The 21,575-nt window shown below is 64.0% G+C and carries 7 protein-coding genes and 4 pseudogenes; 7 read left to right on the forward strand and 4 right to left on the reverse strand.

Annotated elements, in window-relative coordinates:
• Positions 1 to 226: 226 nt before the first annotated feature.
• Positions 227 to 4,528, reverse strand: coding sequence for a LamG domain-containing protein (locus K9S39_RS38920; RefSeq protein WP_248867999.1), 4,302 nt, complete (start codon positions 4,526 to 4,528; stop codon positions 227 to 229).
• A gap of 261 nt (positions 4,529 to 4,789) precedes the next feature.
• Here K9S39_RS38920 and K9S39_RS38925 point away from each other — a divergent pair.
• From K9S39_RS38925 to ltrA (K9S39_RS38945), 5 genes and pseudogenes are all read left to right on the forward strand, one after another.
• Positions 4,790 to 5,599: pseudogene (locus K9S39_RS38925) on the forward strand (IS5 family transposase).
• Positions 5,600 to 5,746: 147 nt separating this feature from the next.
• Positions 5,747 to 6,061 (forward strand): annotated as a pseudogene (locus K9S39_RS38930) (transposase); the annotation flags it as partial.
• A gap of 602 nt (positions 6,062 to 6,663) precedes the next feature.
• Positions 6,664 to 8,082, forward strand: coding sequence for a group II intron reverse transcriptase/maturase (gene ltrA, locus K9S39_RS38935; RefSeq protein ID WP_248867575.1), 1,419 nt, complete (start codon positions 6,664 to 6,666; stop codon positions 8,080 to 8,082).
• 1,204 nt (positions 8,083 to 9,286) lie between these two features.
• Positions 9,287 to 11,110 carry a reverse transcriptase/maturase family protein gene (locus K9S39_RS38940; RefSeq protein ID WP_248861435.1) on the forward strand — a complete coding sequence of 608 codons (1,824 nt, stop codon included), beginning with the start codon at positions 9,287 to 9,289 and terminating at the stop codon, positions 11,108 to 11,110.
• 123 nt (positions 11,111 to 11,233) lie between these two features.
• Complete coding sequence (gene ltrA / locus K9S39_RS38945) at positions 11,234 to 12,757, forward strand: group II intron reverse transcriptase/maturase (protein ID WP_319949534.1); 1,524 nt, start codon at positions 11,234 to 11,236, stop codon at positions 12,755 to 12,757.
• Between the two features lie 174 nt (positions 12,758 to 12,931).
• Here ltrA (K9S39_RS38945) and K9S39_RS38950 read toward each other — a convergent pair.
• A pseudogene (locus tag K9S39_RS38950) lies at positions 12,932 to 14,613 on the reverse strand (ISAzo13 family transposase); the annotation flags it as partial.
• A gap of 56 nt (positions 14,614 to 14,669) precedes the next feature.
• Here K9S39_RS38950 and K9S39_RS38955 point away from each other — a divergent pair.
• A pseudogene (locus K9S39_RS38955) lies at positions 14,670 to 15,554 on the forward strand (IS701 family transposase); the annotation flags it as partial.
• Between the two features lie 221 nt (positions 15,555 to 15,775).
• Here K9S39_RS38955 and K9S39_RS38960 read toward each other — a convergent pair.
• Positions 15,776 to 16,087, reverse strand: coding sequence for a DUF7660 family protein (locus K9S39_RS38960; RefSeq protein WP_248868000.1), 312 nt, complete (start codon positions 16,085 to 16,087; stop codon positions 15,776 to 15,778).
• 645 nt (positions 16,088 to 16,732) lie between these two features.
• Entirely contained in the window at positions 16,733 to 20,578 is a 3,846-nt protein-coding gene (locus K9S39_RS38965) for a TreTu family toxin (RefSeq protein ID WP_248868001.1), read from the reverse strand.
• A 550-nt stretch (positions 20,579 to 21,128) separates the two neighbouring features.
• Between K9S39_RS38965 and K9S39_RS38970 the strand changes: the two genes are divergently transcribed.
• The gene (locus K9S39_RS38970; RefSeq protein ID WP_248868002.1) at positions 21,129 to 21,575 is read left to right on the forward strand and encodes a hypothetical protein; all 447 of its coding nucleotides are present in this window, start codon (positions 21,129 to 21,131) and stop codon (positions 21,573 to 21,575) included.

Here is a 21,575-nt window from a genome sequence, read left to right on the forward strand (position 1 = left end):
TACGTGCTGCGCCTGCACCGCCAGGCGGTGCGGGTATGGGATGCATGGGTAGTTCCGTCCATCGCTGAGAGGCACCACGCCATGGGTGGCGCGGTGCGGGGGTGGATGGGGTGATGTCGGCGGAGCCGACGGATGGGTGCCGGTCGGAGCCGACAGATGCCGGTGCGTTCCGCCTGAACAGCGAGCACACCGCACCGGCACACGGCCGGTCGTGGTGCCTAGAGGTCTAGGAGCCCGAGCCGGCCGGGACTTCGGTCGGCACGTCGAACCACGAGCCGGCCAGTTCCTCGATCTGGCTGTCGTTCAGAGCGCCTTGGAAGACCCAGACGTCGTCGACGGAGCCGCCGAAGTACTCGCCCCAGGCACCGTCGTTCTTCACACGGCCGACCTGCAGGGAGTCGGTCGCCTTGAAGCTGAGGACGTTGTCACCGGTGGCGGCCCGGTCCTCGCAGGCGACCCCGTCACCGTCCGGGCAGGCCACCTCCTGCAGGACCCCGTTGACGTACAGGCGGGCCTGCTTGGCGAAGCCGTCGTAAACCACCGCCAGGTGGTTCCACTCACGCACGTCGTAGAACTCGGTGTTCACGATGCGCTCGTACGCCCCCGTCGAACCGTCCTTGTCCGGCATCGCCAGCTCCCAACGCCCTCGCGCCTCAGAGTCCTTCGGGTCGGGTACGTAGCGCACCGCGAAGGCGCTCTGCTTCGCGCCCGCCGCGCTCACCACGGACACCCCGCCCTTCGGCATCGAGGCGGCCTGCACCCACGCGGTCGCCGTGAAGCTGGTGCCGGTGTCGACGGGCACCCCGGAGGTCGCGGCGTAGCCGGAGGAGCCGTTGAGGACAAGGCCGCTGTCGCCCATGTAAGCGCCCTCGCCGGACACCTCGGCGCCGCCTCCGAGGGCCATCGTGCGGCCCCAATCGGAGTCGTCCGGCGTCGTGACCGGGGAGCCGGTGCTGGCCGCGTCGAACTTCCAGCGGCCCTTGACCAGCGACCGCTGCTGGAACAGCTGCCGGACCTCCTCGGCCGACACGGGCCGATCGTAGAGGCGTACGTCGTCAACCTCGCCCGGGAAAAAGGCGCCGGGCTTGCCGCTGTAGTTGCCCGCGCCGATGTACATCGACCCGTCGGCGCGGAAGGCCCCGCCACGCTTGGTCGAACCGGCCTCCTGGCCGTTGATGTAGAGGGTCAGGGTGTCGGCGACGGTGTCGTGCACGCCGGTCAGGTGGACCCATTCGCCAACGGTCGCCGTGCCGCCCTTCGGGCCCATCGCACGAATGACGCCCGCGCCCGCCTTGTCCTCCGCGTACTGGTTGAACACCCAGCGGTCGAGGTCCCTGGAGTAGTACAGCTCGAAGCCGGGGCTCTCTTTGCCCGCCTGCGCAGTGATGATCGCCGCGCCACTCGGCTTCTTGTCGAGCTTGGCCCAGGCGGAGATCGTGAAGCTGCGAGAGGTGTTCACGTGCGGCCCAGTACTCTGGCCGATGCGGGCGTAGCCGTCGGTACCGTTGAACTTCACGGCGTTACCGGCCACACCCTTGCGGCCAGGGGTCACACCGCCATGGAACTTCGCGGGCAGCACGTCGCCGTGGCCCTCGACCCGCGTAGCCGACTCCGACTCGTCGAGCGGGAACACCGCGAGGGCCGGGCGGCCGGGGTCGCCGATCTGCTTGAGGTCATACAGCTTGGCGACCTCGTTCGCGGAGACCCGCTTGTCGAATATCTGGAGCTCGTCGACCGTTCCGGGAAAGAACGCGCCGGGCTTGCCACTGTACGAGCCCGCGCCGAGTTGCAGGCCGCGCCGGGCGTTCCAGGGCTTCGGCAGATCGGCCTCGCCCATCAACTTGCCGTCGACGTAGAGCTGCAGGCGCTTGGCGATGCTGTCGTAGGAGCCGACCAGCTGGGTCCACTCGCCGACCTTCACGCCGCCGGGCTCGTCCGCCATCGCGCGCACGATCTTCGCGCCTGCCTTGTCCTCCGCATACTGGTTGAAGACCCAGCGGTCGAGGCCCTTGGAGTAGTAGATCTCGAAGCCCGGACTGTGGTTGCCCGGCTGGGTCACGGCGATTGCCGGGGCGTCCGGCTTCTTGTCGAGCTTCACCCACGTCGAGACGGAGAAGCCACGGTCGGTGTTCACCACCGGGATGTCGGTCGCCGCGTACCCGGTGGAGCCGTCGAAGTGCACAGCCGTGCCTTTCTTCCCGGGGACGCCGGGCTTCGCCCCGCCGTGCAGGACGGCGGGCCGCGCCGGCGCCGATCCCTTCGCCTCCGTCGCCCCGGCGCCCTCGTCCATCTGCCAGGTGGCGCGCTCGGGCTGGCCTGCCTTCACGCGGTACTGATAGGTGCGGATCTCCGAGGCGTTGCCCGCCTTGTCGAAGGCCTGCGCGGTGACGAAGTTCAGGCCCGGCTTGCCCGGCAGGACCTTCGCGCTCTTGGCCGCGCCACCAGACGTGGAGATCTCGTGCTGGGAGCTCGGGTCGCCGTTGATGCCGTAGCGGTAGCGGGTGACATCAGTGGACGACGACTTCAGGGAGAAACTGCCGTACTGGCCCACCCCGTCGAACCACGGGTCATTCGGGTTCTCCGGATCGGAGGCCGGATACTCCCCGGAGGACACCGTAGGCGCCTTCGGCACGCTGGTGTCGTACACGAAGTAGCAAGCGGTCGGATCGCCCGCCCACGACCACGGCGAGTACTGCGCCCCGTCATAGGAGCGCACGTACCAGTGCACCTGCTTGTTCGACGGGATCGACTTGGGCAGGCTGAGGGAGAAGCTGGAGCCGGACTTCTTCGCCGACGTCCGCGCCGGCTTCCAGCGCGGGATCAGGCCCTTGCCGTCGCCTGCATCCCAGTTGGCCTGGAACTGCACCGACACGCTGTCCTTGTCGGGGTCGGTGACGTTGTTGGCGTAGATCTTGCCGAGTGTACGTACCCGCGATGCACTCCCAGGCTTCTTGCAGGTGCCGCCGTACTCCATCGTCAGCTGCGACATCTTGATCTGGGACGGCGGGCGGTTGTACTTCACACGCAGGTACGCCTTGTCGGAGAACCGCTTCCAGCCGTACTTGTCGCCCTCGGACGTGGCCTTCATTCCGAAGGTCATTGTCGGCCACTTCTTGGTGGCGGCTTCCTGCAGCGCGGACTTGATGTTGAATTCCGCGTCCCTGGCGCCACAGCCGGAGTAGCCGTAGGCGAAGGACTTCGACGCCAGCTTCTTGATCCAGAACCCGGACGCGTTCTGCGAGTTCCAGGTGGTCTTGTTGTTGATCCCCTTCGTGCGCCACAGCTGCACCTCGCGCTTGGAGCACGACGCCGAGTGCACATTGCGGACCACGAACTCCGCAGACAGGATCGACTTGCCCGCGAACCTTGAGGTCGGAATCTGGTAGAAGAGCCGCTTCGTGTCGTGCGGTGCACAGTAGCTCCAGCCACAGTAGCCCAGGCCCGCGTCGTGCTTGCCGTTGAACTTCCACTGCGGGGAGCCGGCCCAGTACTTGGAGGCCATCGTCCAGGTCGACGCGCGCGGCGAATACCACTGCGGGTCGATGAACACCGGGTACTGCGTGTCCTCGCCCTTCAGGACGTCCGCGTCCGGCTTGAGGACCAGCGCATCGCCCTTGGCAGGGATCTCCACGTCCACGGGGGCGAGCTTGCCGGATTCGGCGGCGCCGGGCTCGTCCTTGGCAAGCTCTGGGGTGCCGGCTTCTGCGGCCACTGCGGCACGTGCTTGAGGCGCCCCCGCAGGAGTTGCCTCGCCGGAGGCCACCGCCCCGCCGGAGCTTGAGTCCCACATCATCGGCTTCGGCGCCTCGAAGACGACGCCCTTGGCTCCCTTGTCGGCGGCCTCCAGGCCACCATCCGCCGTCTCGCGCGTGTCCAGGCCCTCGGTACGGAGCTTCAACTTCAGCTCCGCGAGCTCCGAACTTGCCGCCGCCTTCACGGACTTGACAACGAGGAGTTGGGAGAAGCCGTCCTCCTGTGCGCCCATCCGCAGGTCCACGTCCGGTAGTACATCGTGATATGTGGCTGTCGCACCGTTAAGCTCTGGCGCGGGCAGTGTCCCGGGCCAGGACAGCGCCAGTTCACGGCCCGCCTTCGTCATCCGCACCAGCGGGCGGTCGGTCCCGCCACCGGAGAACGCGAGTCCAGTGGTCGTCACTTTCGGCGCGACCATGCCGTCAGGGGACGGCGCCAGATCGGTGTCGACCGGCTTCCACTCACCACCTACCCGGGCCCGCACTGGTCGCAGATACTCACGGGCCTCCAAGTTCCCATCCGGCGTGGCCCAGACATCGCTGCTCTCACCGCGCAGCGATGCGATCTCCACGTTCTCACCTGTCAACTTGGCCTTGGCCCGTGCCTCTTCCTCGGAGAGCGGCGTGGAATACGAGCCGGTCCGCGCCTCCTGCCCGTCTGCAGCCGTCGCTTCCGTCGCGGGCAGCAGTCCCAAAGCCAGCGCACTGCTCAGCACGAGAGCACTAGCTCTCCCAGCAACGCCCCCGACGCGACGCACGCGCGTACGCGTCTCCATCGCCACACCTCACTCCAAGATGAAATTTTCCTAAAAAGCAATGGTCAGACCGTAACTGCCGGTCCGAGGGAAAGGGCAAACCGACAAAATTTCCAAATGGCTTCAAGTCGCCTTAAGTGAGTGTGATGAATGTCATGACCAAATATGGTTGCATGAACCGCAGGAGCAATCTGATAACTGATTGGCTACCTGGATATTTCTAAGAGAGCGTTAAGAGCTTGTCTCACGTGGTGTGAGCTGGATGCGGCATGATGCTTGGCCATGGGTGTCGATCTGTCACAGCGGTTGGTTCCTGACGAACTCTGGGCGCTGGTCGCTCCATTGCTGCCGTCTTTCGCGTCACGTCCGCAGGGCGGTGGGTCGGCCCCGTGCGATGAGCGAGCCGCGTTTACCGCTGTGGTGTACGTGCTGACCAGCGGGTGCGCATGGCGACATCTTCCTGAGACATTCGGGGTGTCTCCCGCTACCGCGCACCGCCGATTCTCCGCCTGGACCGAGGCCGGGCTCTGGAGACGGTTGCACCGGGCAGTTCTGGACGAACTCGGTGCCCGCGGTGAAGTGGACTGGACCTCGGCGATCGTGGATGCGGCCTCGGTCCGCGCGAGAAGGGGGGATCGCTGACCGAGCGCAATCCGGTCGGCCGGGGCAAGAAGGGCAGCAAGCTGCACGTCCTGTCCGATGCCCAGGGCTTACCCCTGGCGCTGGGCGTGTCCGGTGCGAACGTCCATGACAGTCAGGCTCTGCTGCCGCTGGTCCTGGGCATACCCGCCATCGTCGCGGCGCGGGCCGCGCCGACCCGGCAAGCTCCGCGCGGACAAGGCCTACCACTCTGCTGAGCACCTGAGGTGGCTGCGCAGCCGCGGCATCGTCCCGCGCATCGCCCGCCCGGGCATGGAGTCCAGCGAGCGACTTGGCCGGCACCGCTGGAAGAACGAACGGTCGATCTCCTGGCTCTTCGGCTACCGTCGCGTCACCGTCCGGTACGAGCGGAAGGGCACACACTTTCTCGGCTTCCTCGGACTCGCAGCCGCACTGACCTGCTACAAGAAGCTGACCAACCCCACCACATGAGACAAGCTCTTAGTACTCCAGTTGCAGTTTGCTATTCCTGCTGGTCAGGGATCTGTTTCTGAGTGTAGCGAGCTGACTGCCAGTCAGGTGGCGGGAGTTCGTGACCGGCTGAGTGTGATCGCTGTTGTGCTGATCGTGCAAGATGATGTGCAGCCCGAGGTGTGGGCCGGGGAGCTTGAGGAGGTGCTGCTGCGGGTTGGTCACCGGTTCGGCCGGGCTGATCTGCGGCGGCGGATGCGGGACTACGTGCGGGCCCTGCTCGGTCCGGTGGGGCGGAAGAACAGCTGGCAGCTGGCTGAACATGCAGGTCACGGCACACCTCATGGGCTCCAGAACCTCCTCAACCGGGCCCGCTGGAACGCGGACGAGATCCGCGACGATGTGCAGGCATACACCGCCGAACGCCTCGGCGAGCCTGGCGGTGTTCTGATCATCGATGAGACGGGCTGTGCGCCACGAGGCGCTGGTGCGCCGTGAGGCGCGGTGAATCGAAGGAGGTGCAAGACCTCCTCGCCAGGCTGTCGCAGCAGCCTGGTGGGAGCTGAGCGCAGTCCGACCCGGGAGACGCCGGGAAGGGCGGGAAGCAGCGCTGACAAAGCCGGGACGGCTCGGAACTGCCAGACGGGCCGGGTCCGGCGAGCGAGATCAGAGGGCATACGAGAGGAATCAGTGGTAAAGCTCCGTAAGCGTGGCACCGGCTCAAATCTGGTGGATATGGGCCGGGTTGCAGTGCACAGTCTGCCGATTTGGCAGGATGACTCCGTAGCTGACTTGGCGTGTCGGTGGGGAGGCCACGGCGAAAGCCTGGGGCGTAACCGTGGCGATGCTGCCGGGGCAAAGCTGGATGCCGGACTGATCGATCGATTCACCGTGAACACGGGAACCATCCCGCATCGCTCCCGCGATCCGAAAGCCATTCGGAGCTGTGGGATAGATGCGTCGTCCGTCGAAGGTGCGGGATGGGGCGGAGGCCCCGTAGTAGTCGGAGCGGACGAGAGGTCCGCACATGGCGAAGGGGGCCAGCAAGTCAGCAGTACGGACACTGGAATGCCGGGAGGACGTTGGTGAATACCGACGAACTGGAATACGCCTTACTCAAGGCGGAACGCCGGGTACTGGAGATCCAGACCAAGCTGCACCGTTGGGCCAATGACGACCCTCATCGCAGGTTCGATGATCTGCACAACCTCGTTGCCGACCCAGGCTTTCTGCTGGTTTCCTGGGATCGGGTGCGGAACAACAAGGGCACGCGCACGGCAGGGGTAGACGGGGAAACCGCCTACTACATTGAGTCCGAGCGTGGGCTGGAGGGGTTTCTGAAGGAACTGCGGGAAGATCTCAAGGCCCGCACCTTCCGTCCCCTTCCGGCGCGACGACGCGCGATTCCCAAGGCTGGCGGCAAGGTCCGCTATCTGGGGATCGCGACCATCCGTGACCGGGTGGCCCAGGCGTCCTTGAAACTGGTGTTGGAGCCAATTTTCGAGACGGATTTTCGCCCGTGCTCCTACGGGTTCCGTCCGAACCGCCGGGCTCACGATGCAGTGGCCGAGGTGCACCATTTCGCATCCCGCTCATACGAGTGGGTTGTTGAGGGTGACATCAAAGCCTGCTTCGACGAAATCTCACACTCTGCCCTTATGGACCGGGTGCGGGAACGTATCGGAGACAAACGCATCCTGGCTCTGGTGAAGGCGTTTCTGAAGGCGGGCATCCTCGATGAGGACGGCACGCTGGTGGATACCGATGCCGGAACTCCGCAGGGATCGATTCTCTCCCCGTTGCTGAGCAACGTGGCTCTCTCGGTCTTGGACGACCATGTCGCCCAAGGGCCAGGTGGGCCCGGAGCCAGCCCGTATGGAAGGGCCAAGCGACGCCGACAAGGTCTGCCGAACTACCGCCTTGTGCGGTATGCAGACGACTGGTGCTTGCTCGTTTCGGGCACCGAGGCGCACGCCGAAGCCCTGCGGGAAGAGCTCGCAGGGGTCTTGTCCACGATGGGCCTGCGCCTCTCTCCGGAGAAGACTCTGATCACCCACGTCGACGAGGGTCTTGATTTCCTCGGCTGGCGCATCCAGCGCCACCGGAAACGAGGCACCGGCAAGCAGTACGTCTACGTCTATCCGGCCAAGAAGGCCCTGGTGGCCGTCATGGCCAAGGTGAAGACGATCTGCCGGCGGAGCACGAACCTGCCGCTCGAAGACCTGCTGCATCAGCTCAATCGGATGCTGCGGGGATGGACCGCGTACTTCAAGTACGGATGCTCGAATGCGACATTCAGCTATCTGAGGGCCTATCTCTGGAAGGAGATCGTCAGATGGCAGGAGCGCAAGCACAGGCGTGTTCCTTGGAAGGTACTACGCCGACGCTACGGCATCTGGCCCGCCGCGGATGGAGTGGAGTTGTTCGACCCGGCAAGGGTAAGCGCCAAGCGCTACTACTACCGGGGAACACGCATCCCGACACCGTGGCCGAGCACAGCATGAGGTGAACACAAACCCACGGGACTTGTGGAGAGCCCGGTGCGCTTAGCGGTGCACGCCGGGTTCGGGAGGCGACCCGGAGAAACGGGCTGGCCGCGAGGCCAGCACCGCGCTCCGGGTCGACCTCACAGGAATCGAGCGGGAGGAGGAACCCGCCGCTGGTCATCGCAGTGACTGGTTGAAGCTGGAGGCAGGTGGATCCCCGGGTTGGGGGTGACGCCGGAAGCGGCCTCGACAACGTAGGGGCGAATCGACACCACCAGGCGGTTCGTGCCCGCAAGCGAAGACGGAATGGGTGTAAGGAAACTGAATCGGTGGTTGAAGCCCCGTGAGTCGTCAGCGGTCTGCCGAATCTGGTGGATGGGCCGCGCCGCAGTGCTGGAGAGTGCTCTATCCGGTGGCCTCTCCTCTTCCGGCGTCTTTAGCCTGTGGGCGCCGGGAGGCCCGGACCAAGACTGCGATATGCGGTCCGTGGCGATGCTGCCGGGGTAAAGCCGGGCACCGAAGCCGTCGCAGAGATTCTCAGTGAACGTGGGAAGCGATCTGGCATCGCCCTTCCCGTCCGGCAGCCGGTCGGACGGCGGGCAGGCGCAACGCCCGCTGATGATGCCAGATCGTGGCGGAGTCGCCGTAGTACTCAGAGTCCGGGAAAGCCGGTCACACGGGAAAGTTGCGCCGTCTAACTCGGCGTTGGATCACTCTCGCAGAGAGTAGAGGTTCGGAAGGAGAAGCCTCTGGACTACCCGCCTTACCTGGACGCGAAAGCGCGAGGGGACAACAGCATGGCGGGAAAGCGTGGAGCGTTGTGAAGGCGTTTATGGCGCTGCCGCGCAAAGTCCGTGTGATATGGCGAAGACCAAACTGTTTGAAGCCAAGTTCCCAGGGATGGAAATGTGCATCCTCCGACATACAACGCCCGGAGCGGAGTCATCAGCATCAGGCGAATCCCCTTTGCTTCGCCCCAACCCTTCCGGCTGGTGGACGGTGAGCAACGAGCTCACTCAAGGGAACGGACAGGCCGCCTACGTCACGCTCGATACGTCCAATGCAAGAGGAATTCGGGATCACCTAAGGGGCGCGAGCCCTATGGTGACGGGGTGTCAATAGTAGTCGTGGGAGTAACGCCCCACCGAGGAGAGCGGGAGAGCCGCTTACAGGGCCAAGTGGCACAGGTGTCCACGATATCCGGAGAGGCAAGGTACGCGTAATGCAGAGAGCCGAAGCCCTGATGGAGATCATCCACGAACGCGGCAAGAGAGGATTTCCACTGGAGAGACTGTACCGGCACCTGTTCAACCCGGAGTTGTATTTGCGGGCCTACGGCAAGATCTACCGCAACGATGGCTCTATGACACCCGGTTCTAACCAAGAGACCGTGGATGGTATGAGTCTGAAGAAAATTCAGACGATCATCGATGCTTTGCGACATGAGCGGTATCGGTGGACCCCGGTTCGGCGCGTATACATCGAGAAGAAAGGAACACCAGGGAAGCGCCGGCCTCTGGGTCTGCCTTCGTGGTCGGACAAGCTGCTGCAAGAAGTGATCCGCTCTCTGCTGGAGGCGTATTACGAGCCGCAGTTCTCCGATCGGTCCCATGGTTTCAGGCCAGGGAAGGGCTGTCACACAGCACTCGCGGAAGTTTCCGAGTCGTGGGGCGGGGTAACGTGGTTCGTCGAGGGAGACATCTCCCAGTGTTTCGACCGGCTGGATCATGGGGTACTGCGCTCCATCTTAGCCGAAGACATTCACGACAACCGTTTTCTACGGTTGATCGACGGGCTATTCCAGGCTGGATACTTGGAGGAATGGCGCTATCACGAAACACTGAGTGGTGCGCCACAAGGGGGTGTTCTGAGCCCACTGCTCTCCAACATCTACCTGGACCGCTTGGACAAGTACGTCGAGACAACGCTCTTGCCTGTCTTCAACCGGGGCGCCCGACGCAAGCCGTATCTGCCGTACATGCGGATACACAAGGCAGCTTGGAAACTGGAGAAGCGCGGACGGCGGGAGGAAGCACGGCAGTTGCGCCATCAGCTGCAACGACTTCCCTCGCGTGACCCAAACGATTCAGGTTTCCGGCGGCTGCACTACGTCCGCTATGCGGACGATTGGCTGCTCGGATTCTCCGGGACGAGGCAGGAAGCCGAGAACATCAAGGGACTGATCGGGAGATTCCTGCGGAATCATTTGAAGCTGGAACTCTCTGATCGGAAGACCTTGATCACCCATGGGCGGACACGAGCCGCTCGTTTCCTCGGCTACGAGATCGTGGTCCACCACAACGACGCCAAACGCAACCGACACGGCCATAGGTCCATCAACGGACAGATCGGCTTGAAGGTGCCAATGGATGTCGTGCGCGCCAAGCGCAAGCCCTACATGCGACGCGGCAAACCGGCCGCCAAACTGGAACGTGTCCACGACTCGAACTTTCAGATCGTGGCGCGGTACCAGGCGGAGTTCCGGGGAATCGCAGAGTATTACCAGCTGGCCTACAACCGGCACCGCCTCGGCTCGCTGAGGTACGTCATGGAACGGTCTCTGGGCAAGACGCTGGGGCACAAGAACAAGCTCAGCGTCAATAAGATCTGGAACCGTTTCCGGGCGACTTGGCAAACTCCTGGAGGTCCTCGCAGAGGGCTACAGGTCACAGTCGAACGTGCCGGAAAGAGACCGCTGGTCGCCCGTTGGGGCGGGGTACCTCTGGCGCGCAGGACCACGAGGGTAATCCTCAGAGACGAACTCCCGGCTGTATGGAGACAGCGACCAGCGGAGCTCATCGACCGGCTCATGTCCAGTCGCTGCGAGCTCTGCCGAGCGCATACAGACGTCGAAGTGCATCACATTCGACGTTTGGAAGATCTCCCTACCCGGGATCAGGCTGAACAGCCTGAGTGGGCACAGCGGATGGCATCACGTCGCCGCAAGACCCTCGTAGTCTGCCGCGACTGCCACGGTGAAATCCACAATGGACGCACCGACCGGCAGGGCTCGCGGAATTGGGCACTGGAGAGCCGGGTGCGGTGATAAGTCGCATGCCCGGTTCGGGAAGGGGCCGTCGGAAAAGGACCCCGCTGGGGCACCTCGCCGGCGGCCTACTTCACGGCGACAGCGTGATAGCAGCAGAGCTGCTGTCGGGGAGGAACGTTGTTGAACAACGACGCACCGCCGATATCTTGGCCGGGCAGTATGGCGGCCGAGCGGCGGGTACTCGATCATCAGCTCAAGCTGCACCGATGGGCAAGGAATGAGCCGCATCGACGGTTCAAGGATGTATTCAACTTGGTCTGTGACCGGGCCACATTGCTGGTGGCCTGGGAACGGGTGTCCGGCAACCGGGGTGCCAGGACAGCAGGCGTGGACGGGTTAACCCGTTATCACGTCGAGGAACGTCACGGAGTGATTCCGTTTCTGGAGGAGCTGCGCTCCTCCCTCAAAGACGGGTCCTTCACGGCGCTTCCGGTCAAGCAGGCGGTGATCCCGAAGAAGAACGGCAAGGTCCGTTACCTGGGTATCCCGACTCTGCGTGACCGGGTGGCGCAGATGGCCCTCAAGCTGGTTCTGGAGCCGATCTTCGAGGTCGATTTCTACCCGTCCAGTTACGGGTATCGGCCTGGCCGGCGGGCTCAGGATGCCATCGCCGAAATCCACCACTGCACCAGCAAGCCGTCAAACTACGAGTGGGTCATCGAGGGCGACATCAAGGCTTGCTTCGACAATGTCGATCACCATGTTCTGATGAACTTGGTGGCCGAGCGCATCAAGGACCGCAAGGTTCTGCGGCTGGTCAGCGTGTTTCTGCGGGCTGGGGTTGTCGAATTGCAGGGCGGGTTCGCGGAGTCCCTTACGGGTACTCCGCAAGGAGGAGTTGTTTCCCCGCTGCTGGCTAACATCTATCTCACTGTCCTGGACCGGCATTTCTCGCGGATCTGGGAGACCGAGATGACCCCGGCGTGGCGTCGGCAGCATCGACGTCGCAAGGGTCTGCCGAACTTCCGGCTGGTGCGTTATGCGGACGACTTCGTGGTGCTTGTTCATGGCACGAGGGATGACGCTGAGGCGCTGAAGGCGGAGATCGGTGAACTGCTGGCCAGCAGAATGAAGATGACCCTCTCGGACGAGAAGACCCGCATCACCCACATCGACGACGGGTTCGTCTTCTTGGGCTTCCACATCCAGCGCAGGTTCTGGGGCGGCGGCCGTCGTGTTGTGCTCACCATTCCGGCCAAGCAAGCCTTGGCATCGGCGATGCACAAGATCAAGAAACTGACAGGGCGAGGCACAACCTCGCTCTCGTTGAAGGAGGTGCTGCGGACGGTCAACCCGGTCCTTCGGGGCTGGGCGGCTTACTTCCGCTACGGCGTTTCGAAGAGAACGTTCTCGTATCTCGGCTGGTACGCGTGGCGGAGGATGAATCTCTGGATTCGTCGCAAGCACCCTCGTATGACCTGGAAACAGATGCGCCGCCGTTACTTTGCAGCGGACAGCATCGCAGAGGGTGGGGTCACCCTCTACAACCCGGCGAAGATGAAGGTCGAGCGTTACCGCTTCCGCGGAGCGAAGATCAGCACGCCATACAACATCGATGAGGTCGATCCGGGCGGGGCGCGTTTCCGCCGGATCAACCACGACGATGTGGCCTTCGTCGGCCAGGTCAGTGAATACCTCGCCTGATTCATCGGATCGCGTGGAGAGCCGGATGCTCGGCCAACGGGCACGTCCGGTTCGGCGGGCGGGGATGGGAAGACCGGCACCCGAGAAGGTGCACGGCGTCCCGTCCCCGACCCAACTCCTCAAGAAGGGCACCACCTCGGCCGGGGTGCAACGGCAGTACTCAGGCACCGCGGGGGCCTGTGTCTGAATAACTGTCAGGGTTGGTCTGCTCGGTGGTCTTCGTCGGGAGTCAAGCGGGCTCGGATCTGTTCCACGGTGCGGGCGGGTGGTCCGGGGAGCGGTGTGACGACTACGCGGTGCAGGTCCAGGAGTCGGTGGCCGTCCTGGAACTGGTTGGACAGGTTGGTGCGGCCGACTCCCAGCAGTTGGGCCAGGAAGGTGCTGGTGATCGCTCGGCGGCGGCGTAAGAGGGCCGCCAGGAGGCGGTGGTAGTGGTCCAGGCTGCTGGATTGCGGGTGGAGGTAGCTGCGCGGGCGGTGGAAGCGCCGTTGGAAGGCCGCCTCGGCCAGGGCATCCCAGTACGGCTCCGAGGCTGTGACGAGGTGTTCGAAGGCGGGCCGTGGCATGCCGGTCAGGGCCGGATCGGTGAGCATCGTGGTCACGGCGGGATCGATTCGTCGGATGGTCGCTGGTGCCTGCGGGGGTTGGGGCGGGATGGGGGCCACGGTGTAGTTCCAGTCGCCGTGGAACGCGTTGGGCGTGATTGGCAGGGCTTGGAACTCGGCGGGGGTGACGGTGCTGCCCAGGCAGTAGCTGCCCGTGTCCAACTCGGCGCCGATGGTCAGCCCGCTCCGGGTGGTCGTCGCGGCGATGGTTTCGATGACGACCTGGTAGCTGGTCAGTGGCCGGCCCCGCCAGTTCGCGGTGATGTGGCAGAACATCCGATGTTCTATTTTGTTCCATTTGGATGTGCCGGGCGGAAAGTGGCAGACCGCGATCTCCAGTCCGCTCTCCAGGGCGAAGGCGGCCAGGTGCTTCTTCCAGGTCCAGCGGCGGGGATCGTTCGAACCACCGGCGTCGGCGGTGATCAACAACCGGGTAGCGTCCGGGTGGACGACCCGTCCGCGGCTCTGCCACCAGCGGCGTATCGATTCCACCGCGAACTCGGCGGTGTCGTGGTCGGTCCCGACGTTGACCCAGCCGGTGTTGGTGGCGATGTCGTAGATCCCGTAGGGGATCGCCACCGGCTGGTCGCTGGTGGTGAAGGTGTGGCAGTCGACCCTGATCGGGTCCTTGCCCGGCCGCCAGGTGCGACCGGGTCGGTCGCGGTTGCCGAGCCATTCCTTGGCTTTGGTGTCGACACTGATCACCGGCTGCTCGTCGTCGAGGAAGGCGGTGGCCGTAGCGTTCAGATGAGCGAACTGGGCGTCGCGGTCCGGATGGCTGGCGCCTTCGGTGGTCTTGACGGTGCCCTGCAGGCTGTAACCCAGGCTGTGCAGCAGGCGCCCGACGGTTGCGGCACTGACCCGATGACCTTGTGACGTGAGGTTCAAGGCCAGGGCACGCAGTGACAGGGTGGTCCACCGCAACGGAGAGACGGGATCACCACGGGTGTGCGGCTCGATCAACGATTCCAGCGCCGGCAGCAGTCCGGGGTCGGTGACCGTCAACGGCTTGCGGCCGGCTCCCGGAGCACGAACCCTCCTCGTCGGCAGCGGGTCTCCCGCCAGTTCAGTGACGCCCCGCGCGACGGTGGCGGTGCTGGCCCCAGAGGCGGCAGCGACCAGAGTGATCCCACCGTGGCCGATGGCCGCAGACTCGCTTGCCAGGTAGAGCCGACGGCGACGCTCGTCGAGATGCGGCAGGATCCGATCGAACTTGGCCCGTAACACGGCAACGGGCGGACGCACAGTCATGGTCCACCCTCCCACCAACACCAGCTGAGCGAGCACTAATTGAAATACAGGCCCCGGGACGTACTGAGAACTGCCAGGTCGCGGTGTTCGCCGCGTACGCGTCCTCGCGGGGGCGGACGTTGGTGGACCGGGAGCTGTACCTGCCGAAGTCCTGGACGTCCGACCGGGAGCGGTGCCGGGCGGCGAAGGTGCCCGACGAGCGTGGTTTCGCCACCAAGACCGAGCTGGCCCGGGTCCTGATCGCCCGGGCCCTGTCGTCACCGCTGCCTATCGCGTGGGTGACCGCCGATGCCCTCTACGGCCAGGACTGGCACTTCCGCCGCATGCTCGAGGAGGCCGGGCTCGGATACGTCGTCGCGGTCCCGAAATCGCAGCAGGTCAAGTCGCTGGCCGGGTGCTGGCGCATCGACCAGCTCATCGGCGAGGCCCCCGACGAGGCATGGGAGCGGCTCTCGTGCGGTGACGGCGCCAAGGGTCCTCGCCTCTACGACTGGGCAGCTGCCCAGTTGCCGGCCGTCCCGTTCTTCGACGGCGACGAACCGGCCCACCGGCGCTGGGTGTTGGCCCGCCGCAGCATCGCGCGTCCTGAGGAGGTCGCCTACTACCTGGCCCACGCTCCCACCGGCACCAGCGTCGGCAAGCTGGTCGAAGTCGCCGGCAGCCGCTGGGCCGTCGAGTCGTGCTTCCAGAGCGCGAAGAACGAGTGCGGCCTGGACCAGTACGAAGTCCGCCGTTACCCCGCCTGGTACCGGCACATCACCCTGGCCATGCTCGCCCACGCCTTCCTGGCAGCCATGGCGGTTCAGGCCGGGACGGAGAGGGGGGCCGCAGAAACGGATCATCCCTCGCGTCCCTCACGCTGGCAGAAATCCGCAGACTTCTGGCAGCTTGCCGCCCCAGGGCAGCACACCACCACCGGCATCACACCGATCAGGCACTGAGGTGGTCCTGCTGGCGCCGCCGTCACCAGGCCACCGCCAGACACTGCCACTACAAGCGCCGCACCGCCGGTCACGAACTCCCGCCACCTGACTGCCCGTCAGCTCGCTACACTCAGAAACAGATCCCTGACCAGCAGGAATAGCAAACTGCAACTGGAGTACTAAGCTAAGAGGCCCCACCGCTTTCAGTAGGGCCTTTGTCGCTTCTCACTTAAATTCGACTACTCGTAAATGAAGGCCGCCGAAAATATCATGGCGATCATTTCCCAGCTAGGGTATTCGGGGATCTCTTCGCCACGGTTCAAGAAGAACCCCTTCATGGAGCGAACCCAGTACCCTGCAGCCCGGACATAGTCTACTGAGGATTCGTTCTCATTGGGGAATGTACCCGCATCGGTCCTCTCAGCCAAGGCGAGCAAGAATCTCGACAGATCCTCAGGCGATTGAACGGATGATGTATCTGGATCGAGCTTACTCATGGAGTCCACACCTCTCCCCGTTTCGCGGAGAACGATCGAATCATCGTTGGTCACCGTCGTGAATTTCTAGGATTCGGCAGCCGCCTCTTCCCGTGTGGCCATCCTGAACGGGGCTGGAATTCCAGCTTTCTGGAATGCTGTCAGGCGGCGTTGCCGTCAGCGTTGCCGCCAAGCGGCCAGGAGCCCCCGTCAATCACAAGATTGGCGGGGGCTCCCGTATGTGCGCCTATAAACGAGCCCAGAAATTCTCGACGTCATCTTCCTTCACGCCGATGATGTTTGCAAACCTCGAGGTCTATTGCACACTCCTTGAGTTGGGTGTCACGACGACCAATAGAACTCGAGCAACTACTACCCTGCGAGGCTGGAAAGTAACCCCGTCCTACTGCTGGACCTAGAGGTCCTGGAGGACCCAATCGCGGGCGCGCGTAAGGCAGGATTCGAGATCACCAGGTGATGCCAGTCGGCCGCTCCGTGTCCGAACCTGGCCTGCGTCCACATTCGCGAAATCTTCCTCGAATTCCCCCGTGTCCCACAGTACTACCTGGGCCATGAATTTTCCGCTGTCAAGGATCCAGCTCAGCGAATTGGCCCCCTGCTTAGAGGGGGATATTTCGATATTCGAAATGCCCTCTAGGGCCTCTGTGGTACGGATTTCCTGAAGGATCCATTCCTGGGCCGATGCTACCAACGTACTACCTAGAGACATCCCCATCCTCCCAACTTGACATTCTTCGCTTTGGGAAGTTCAGGAACGGGGTTCCCCTTCTTCTTTGCCAGCCGAGCAAAGATGGTGTCAGAATCTGACATCTTGAAGTCCCCCGGTCGACCGCCGGGAATGAGCGAAGATTTAGGTACGTCAAATTCGACGTAGACAGATCCCGGACGCGCGGATATGTATGCGTCTCGACTTGCCGGGTACACAACGTAGGTGAAACCACCTCCGCCGCGCTGAACCATTCCGGTCTCCATCATCGCCTGATGCTCTGCCGGCGACATCCAGCGGCCAACAGTGACCATCCCATTTTCTGGAGTGTGGCCTCCGCTGTTGTGAACGAGGACTGGCGTTTCGCCCGCAAGTACATAGTACGTGTGGAGGCCGTTGACCGTGAGGTTGTAGGTGCGTGCGTGTTTCTCGAAGGCGTGGTTGGCTTCGACTCGGACGGTGCTGCCGTCGTTGCTGCGGAGACTGGTGCCTGGTTTGAGGTCGCTTGCTGGGACCCAACGGTGTTCGGACGGGCTCCAGAAGGGATGTTCATACGTGGCGGTCAGCTTCTCCGGGCCACGGTGGGTTGCGATAGTGAGTTCATTGAAGCGCTTGTCATGTTCAGTGACGATCTTGTGGGTGGCTTCTTGGGAGCCTGTTTCACCGCTGATCGGGTCGGTTGAGAGGACCTGGTCGCCCGGTTTGATGTCCTCGATATTGCGTGTGGATCCATCGCCCATGAGCACCTTGGTGCCAGCCGGGAAGCACTGAATGCACCATCCTTTGGACAGGTGGTTTAGTGTCTCGTATGCCGTGCGCAGTGCCTTGAGCTTCGAGCTGATCAGGACGTCTTTGAAGAGGTCACCGCAGGTGAGGATGTCCTTGTCCTTCGCGCATGCCTCAAGCGATTCAAGTCCAAGGATCTTCTTTTCAACGTTCCATATCCCCCTCATCGCCTCCTCGATGTTGTCCGCATCCGCCAGGATGTCGCACATGAGGCGGTTTTTCGTGCACCATGTGGGGAAGTTGGGGGACGACACCCGGGCGTCGCAGCCCAGCATTCCGCAGCGGTAGAGCTCACTGGCCCTCCTGCCGGCCTCCTGGTGCGCTTTCTCCTTGGCGTCCGCCTCGGCCTTCCGCTGGGCCTTGGCCTCGGCCATGGCTTTTTCGACGGCTATTTTGAGGGCGTCCTTGGCGGCCTTATTGGCCGCCTTTGCATCCTTGCCCGCAGCCAGCGCCGATGCGCGGGCCTTTTTTGCAGAGGTCCAGGCAATGGAGGCAGAGACATGCGCCAGTTCGGCCGAGACGGAAGCATCATTAACTGAAAGGGCAGCATTTTCCGCAGCGCGGTTGGCATCGGCTGCGGCCTTGCGTGCAGTCTTGGCCGACTCCGCAGCGCGTGCAGCAGAGGCCTTAGCGTTCTTGGCGAAACCGCGGGCCTGGTCGGCCGACTTCTTCGCACTGGCCGCCGATTCCTTCGCCTGCCGGGCATAACTCTTCGCCTCCGCGGCCTTGTGGGCGGCAAGGGCGGCTGCCTTCTCGGCTTCGAAAGCGTTCTGCTGGGCAGTGGCTGCTGTGCGCGCCGACTCTGCGATCAGCTGCTGGACACGTGCCTTGTGCGTGGCAGCCAGCAAGTCCTTCCGCTTGGCCATGTACTGGCCGTGCCCAATGAAGGCGTGGAGCACATAGGGCGGGCTCTCCATGGCGATGCGGGCTGCGGCTTTGAGCTCCGGGCCACCGCTGTTGGCCAGCTGCGCCGCGCGAACCCGCTCGTCCTGATACCGGGCCGTGTACTGCCCGGTGAGGATGAACTTCCGGTACTGGTCCGGGGAATTGGAGTTCAAGGCCGCCCGACCGGCCTGCTGAACACCGGGACCGCCCTCGTTGATGATCTGTGCGATGTGCACACGGAAGTCACTGGCACCGGCCTGATACTGGCCGGTGGTCAAGAACTCCGAAATCTGCGTGGGGCCACCCTTAAGCGCCTTTTCCGCTGCTTGTCGGACCGCTGCTAGGGAACTCTCGCTGGCCAGCCTCTCGGCCTGGACACGCTCATCCTGCGCAGCGGCAAGCTTCCAGCCGTTGCGGATGTATTCGGCGACATCCTGGTCCGAACCGCCGAGGGCGGCTGCGGCAGCTGCACGCCCCCACGGACCACGAACCTTCATTGCCAGCAGCGCGGCCTTGCGGCCCTTGGTCGCCACGTCCTTCACATCGACACCAGGCTTGGCAGCCTCGGTGGTCAGCCGACGCGCCTGGGCCTCGAACTGCTCTTCCTGCCGGACGTCCGCGTCTTGCTCAGACTGAAGCTCATCGGCTTTGCTCTTGAGCTCCTTGGCCTGCTCGATCCCCTTGTGGGTCCGTGTCAGGAGCTCGGCGTCCTCGATCTTACGCGCCAGCTTGTAGGTGGCCTTCGCTTTGGCCACGGCTGAGCTGGCCTCGTTGGCGGCCTCCCGGGCGGCCTTGGCGTGAACAGCGGACCTTTCCGCAGCCTTACCTGCCTGACCGGCATATTTGGCGGCCTTCTCCGCAGCGTCAGCCGACTCCCGAGCGTGCTGCGCGGCCTTACGTGCCGCATCGCGTGCTTCCCGCGCCTTCGCGGCAGCTTGACGCGCGAGGCTCTCGGCCGTACCGGCTGCGCGGTTGGCCTCCTCGGCCTGACGGCGGGACTGTGCCGCCGCCCGCCTGGCAGCGGCAGCATGCGCATCAGCCTGACCGGCGTAACTGCTGGCACGCTCCGCGGACTCGGCGGCCATCAGAGCGTTGGCTCCCGCACTGGCCGCAGACTTCGCCGCCACCCCGGCCTGTGTAGCAGCCTTGGTGGCCTCATCAGCGGCATCCGCCGCCTTGTCAGCGCCCTTGGCCGCAGCCCTGGCATCTTCAGCCGCCTTACGTGCCGCAGCCGCGTTACGGGCATCGCCAGCAGCAGCGGCAGCTGCCTGACGGGCCCGCGACGACGCCTGAGAAGCACCAGCGGCAGCGGACGCAGCCTGCGCAGCCGCATTCGCCGCAACCCGAGCCGAGCGATTCGCCGCACGCGCCGCGTCGACCGCACGCCGCGCAGCGACGGCAGCCCCCTTGGCCGCATTCGCCGCGCCCCTGGCCGCGTCGGCAGCCTCCTGCGTGTTCTTGTGGGCCTTGGACGCGGCCTTGGCCGCCCGCTGGGCCTCCCGCTTGGCGTTGTCCGACGCGGTCACGGCTTGCGCCGAAGCCCGCTTGGCCGCCGCCGTCTCCGCAGCCGCACGACGACCCGCGTTGCGGGCCATCTCAGCCAGCTGGGCAACCGTGGTCTGTTCCTGATCCTGGGCCCGTGCTACGAACTGGCCGACCTCCAGGAACTCACGGATGTCCTGGGCGGTCCCGTTCAGAGCGGTCCTGCCGGCCGCGCGGACCTGAGATCCGCCCTCGTTGATGACCTGGGCTACTTCGACCCGGCCATCCTTCTCACGCTCGACGTACTGGCCCCGTTCAAGGAACTTCCGGATATCAGCTGCCGAACCATCGAGCGCAGCACGTCCGGCCTCCCGGACACCTGGCCCACCCTCGTTGATGACCTGGGCCACAAAGACCCGCTGATCCTCTTCAAGCGGAGTCTTCCAGTCATATTCAAGGAATGCTCGGAGCTTGTACGGATCGTTGCTGTTTAGCGCTTCGCGGGCAGCCTTCTGCAGGGCCGGACCGCCGATGGTGGTCTTCTGGCTTGCGGCTACCCGGTCGTCCTCATACTCCTCTTTTGGCCACACAGTGTCCAGGAAGCGCTGTACGTCTTCGTCACCGCCTGTCAGGGCAGCTTCCGCCGCGGCCTTCGTTCCCGGCCCCCCGGACTTCCAAGCAGCCACCACCCAAGCCCGTCGGGAGGCGGGTGCGGATTCTCCGGCAGGGGGCCCACTGTCGTGATCCGTGGCACTGGCGGGTGTGGGCCCCACCAGGCCGGCTATGACGGCCAAGGGCAACAGCAGGCTGAGGCACAGCACGCGCATAGCGCGAGTCGTCCTCCCCGTGATGCCCTTCAAACGTGCTCTTCGTTTCAAGGAAAACTCATCTCACCTACCTGGCGACTCCGTTGCCAGGTCCTGACTTTCAGCGTGGTGAGCATAGCTGTGACGATTGGCTATGCTCCAGGGCGTTATCGGTCACTGCAGGCCAGGGGCGGGCACTCAGGAATTTTCGATTTGACATAACGCCTATCGGTCGGCAAGAGAGTCCCGCCTCCCTGCAGGTTGCGGTCGCGTCGGCGGTGCAACCTGCCCGATGCCCCAAACATGCGTTGACTGCCGTTATGTGACGGGTGTTAATGTGACGTGCCGCGCCCTACGCTCGAAGGAATTATTTATGATATCTCGCCCCCGAGGACTGGCACTTGCCGCCGGAGTCGCCTGTACTCTTGGCGTGCTGATCGCAGGTCCAGCCCTGGCAACCGCCACCGAGTCGCCCGCCAAATCGGCGGCGAGTGACCGCCTGCCCGCCGCGGTAGAGGACTTCAGCTACCCCAATGCAGAGAAGATCCTTCAGGAGAAGGGGATCAAGCTGATCAGGGGCGACGGGCATCTCACGCTTGCTGACTGCGGCACCTCGCCTCAGCAGATCAAGGTCTGGACACGCAACGGGGACTTCTGCTTCCAGGCCACAGCCAAGCAGGCTTACCTCGATATGGAAGTCCCTAAGGTCTGGGCCTTGGAGACGGCGAAGCGTCCCATTAGCGCCGACCTCACTGCTGGGGCGAAAAAGGAGACCGTGAAGGTCACCAAGGAAGGCCCCCAGGACGGCTATCAGAGTGTCGGCGAAGGAACACGCGGCGCCGAGACCACACTCATTCGGCTGCGAGTTACTGGATGA

Source organism: Streptomyces halobius, from assembly GCF_023277745.1.
Classification (GTDB): Bacteria; Actinomycetota; Actinomycetes; order Streptomycetales; family Streptomycetaceae; genus Streptomyces; species Streptomyces halobius.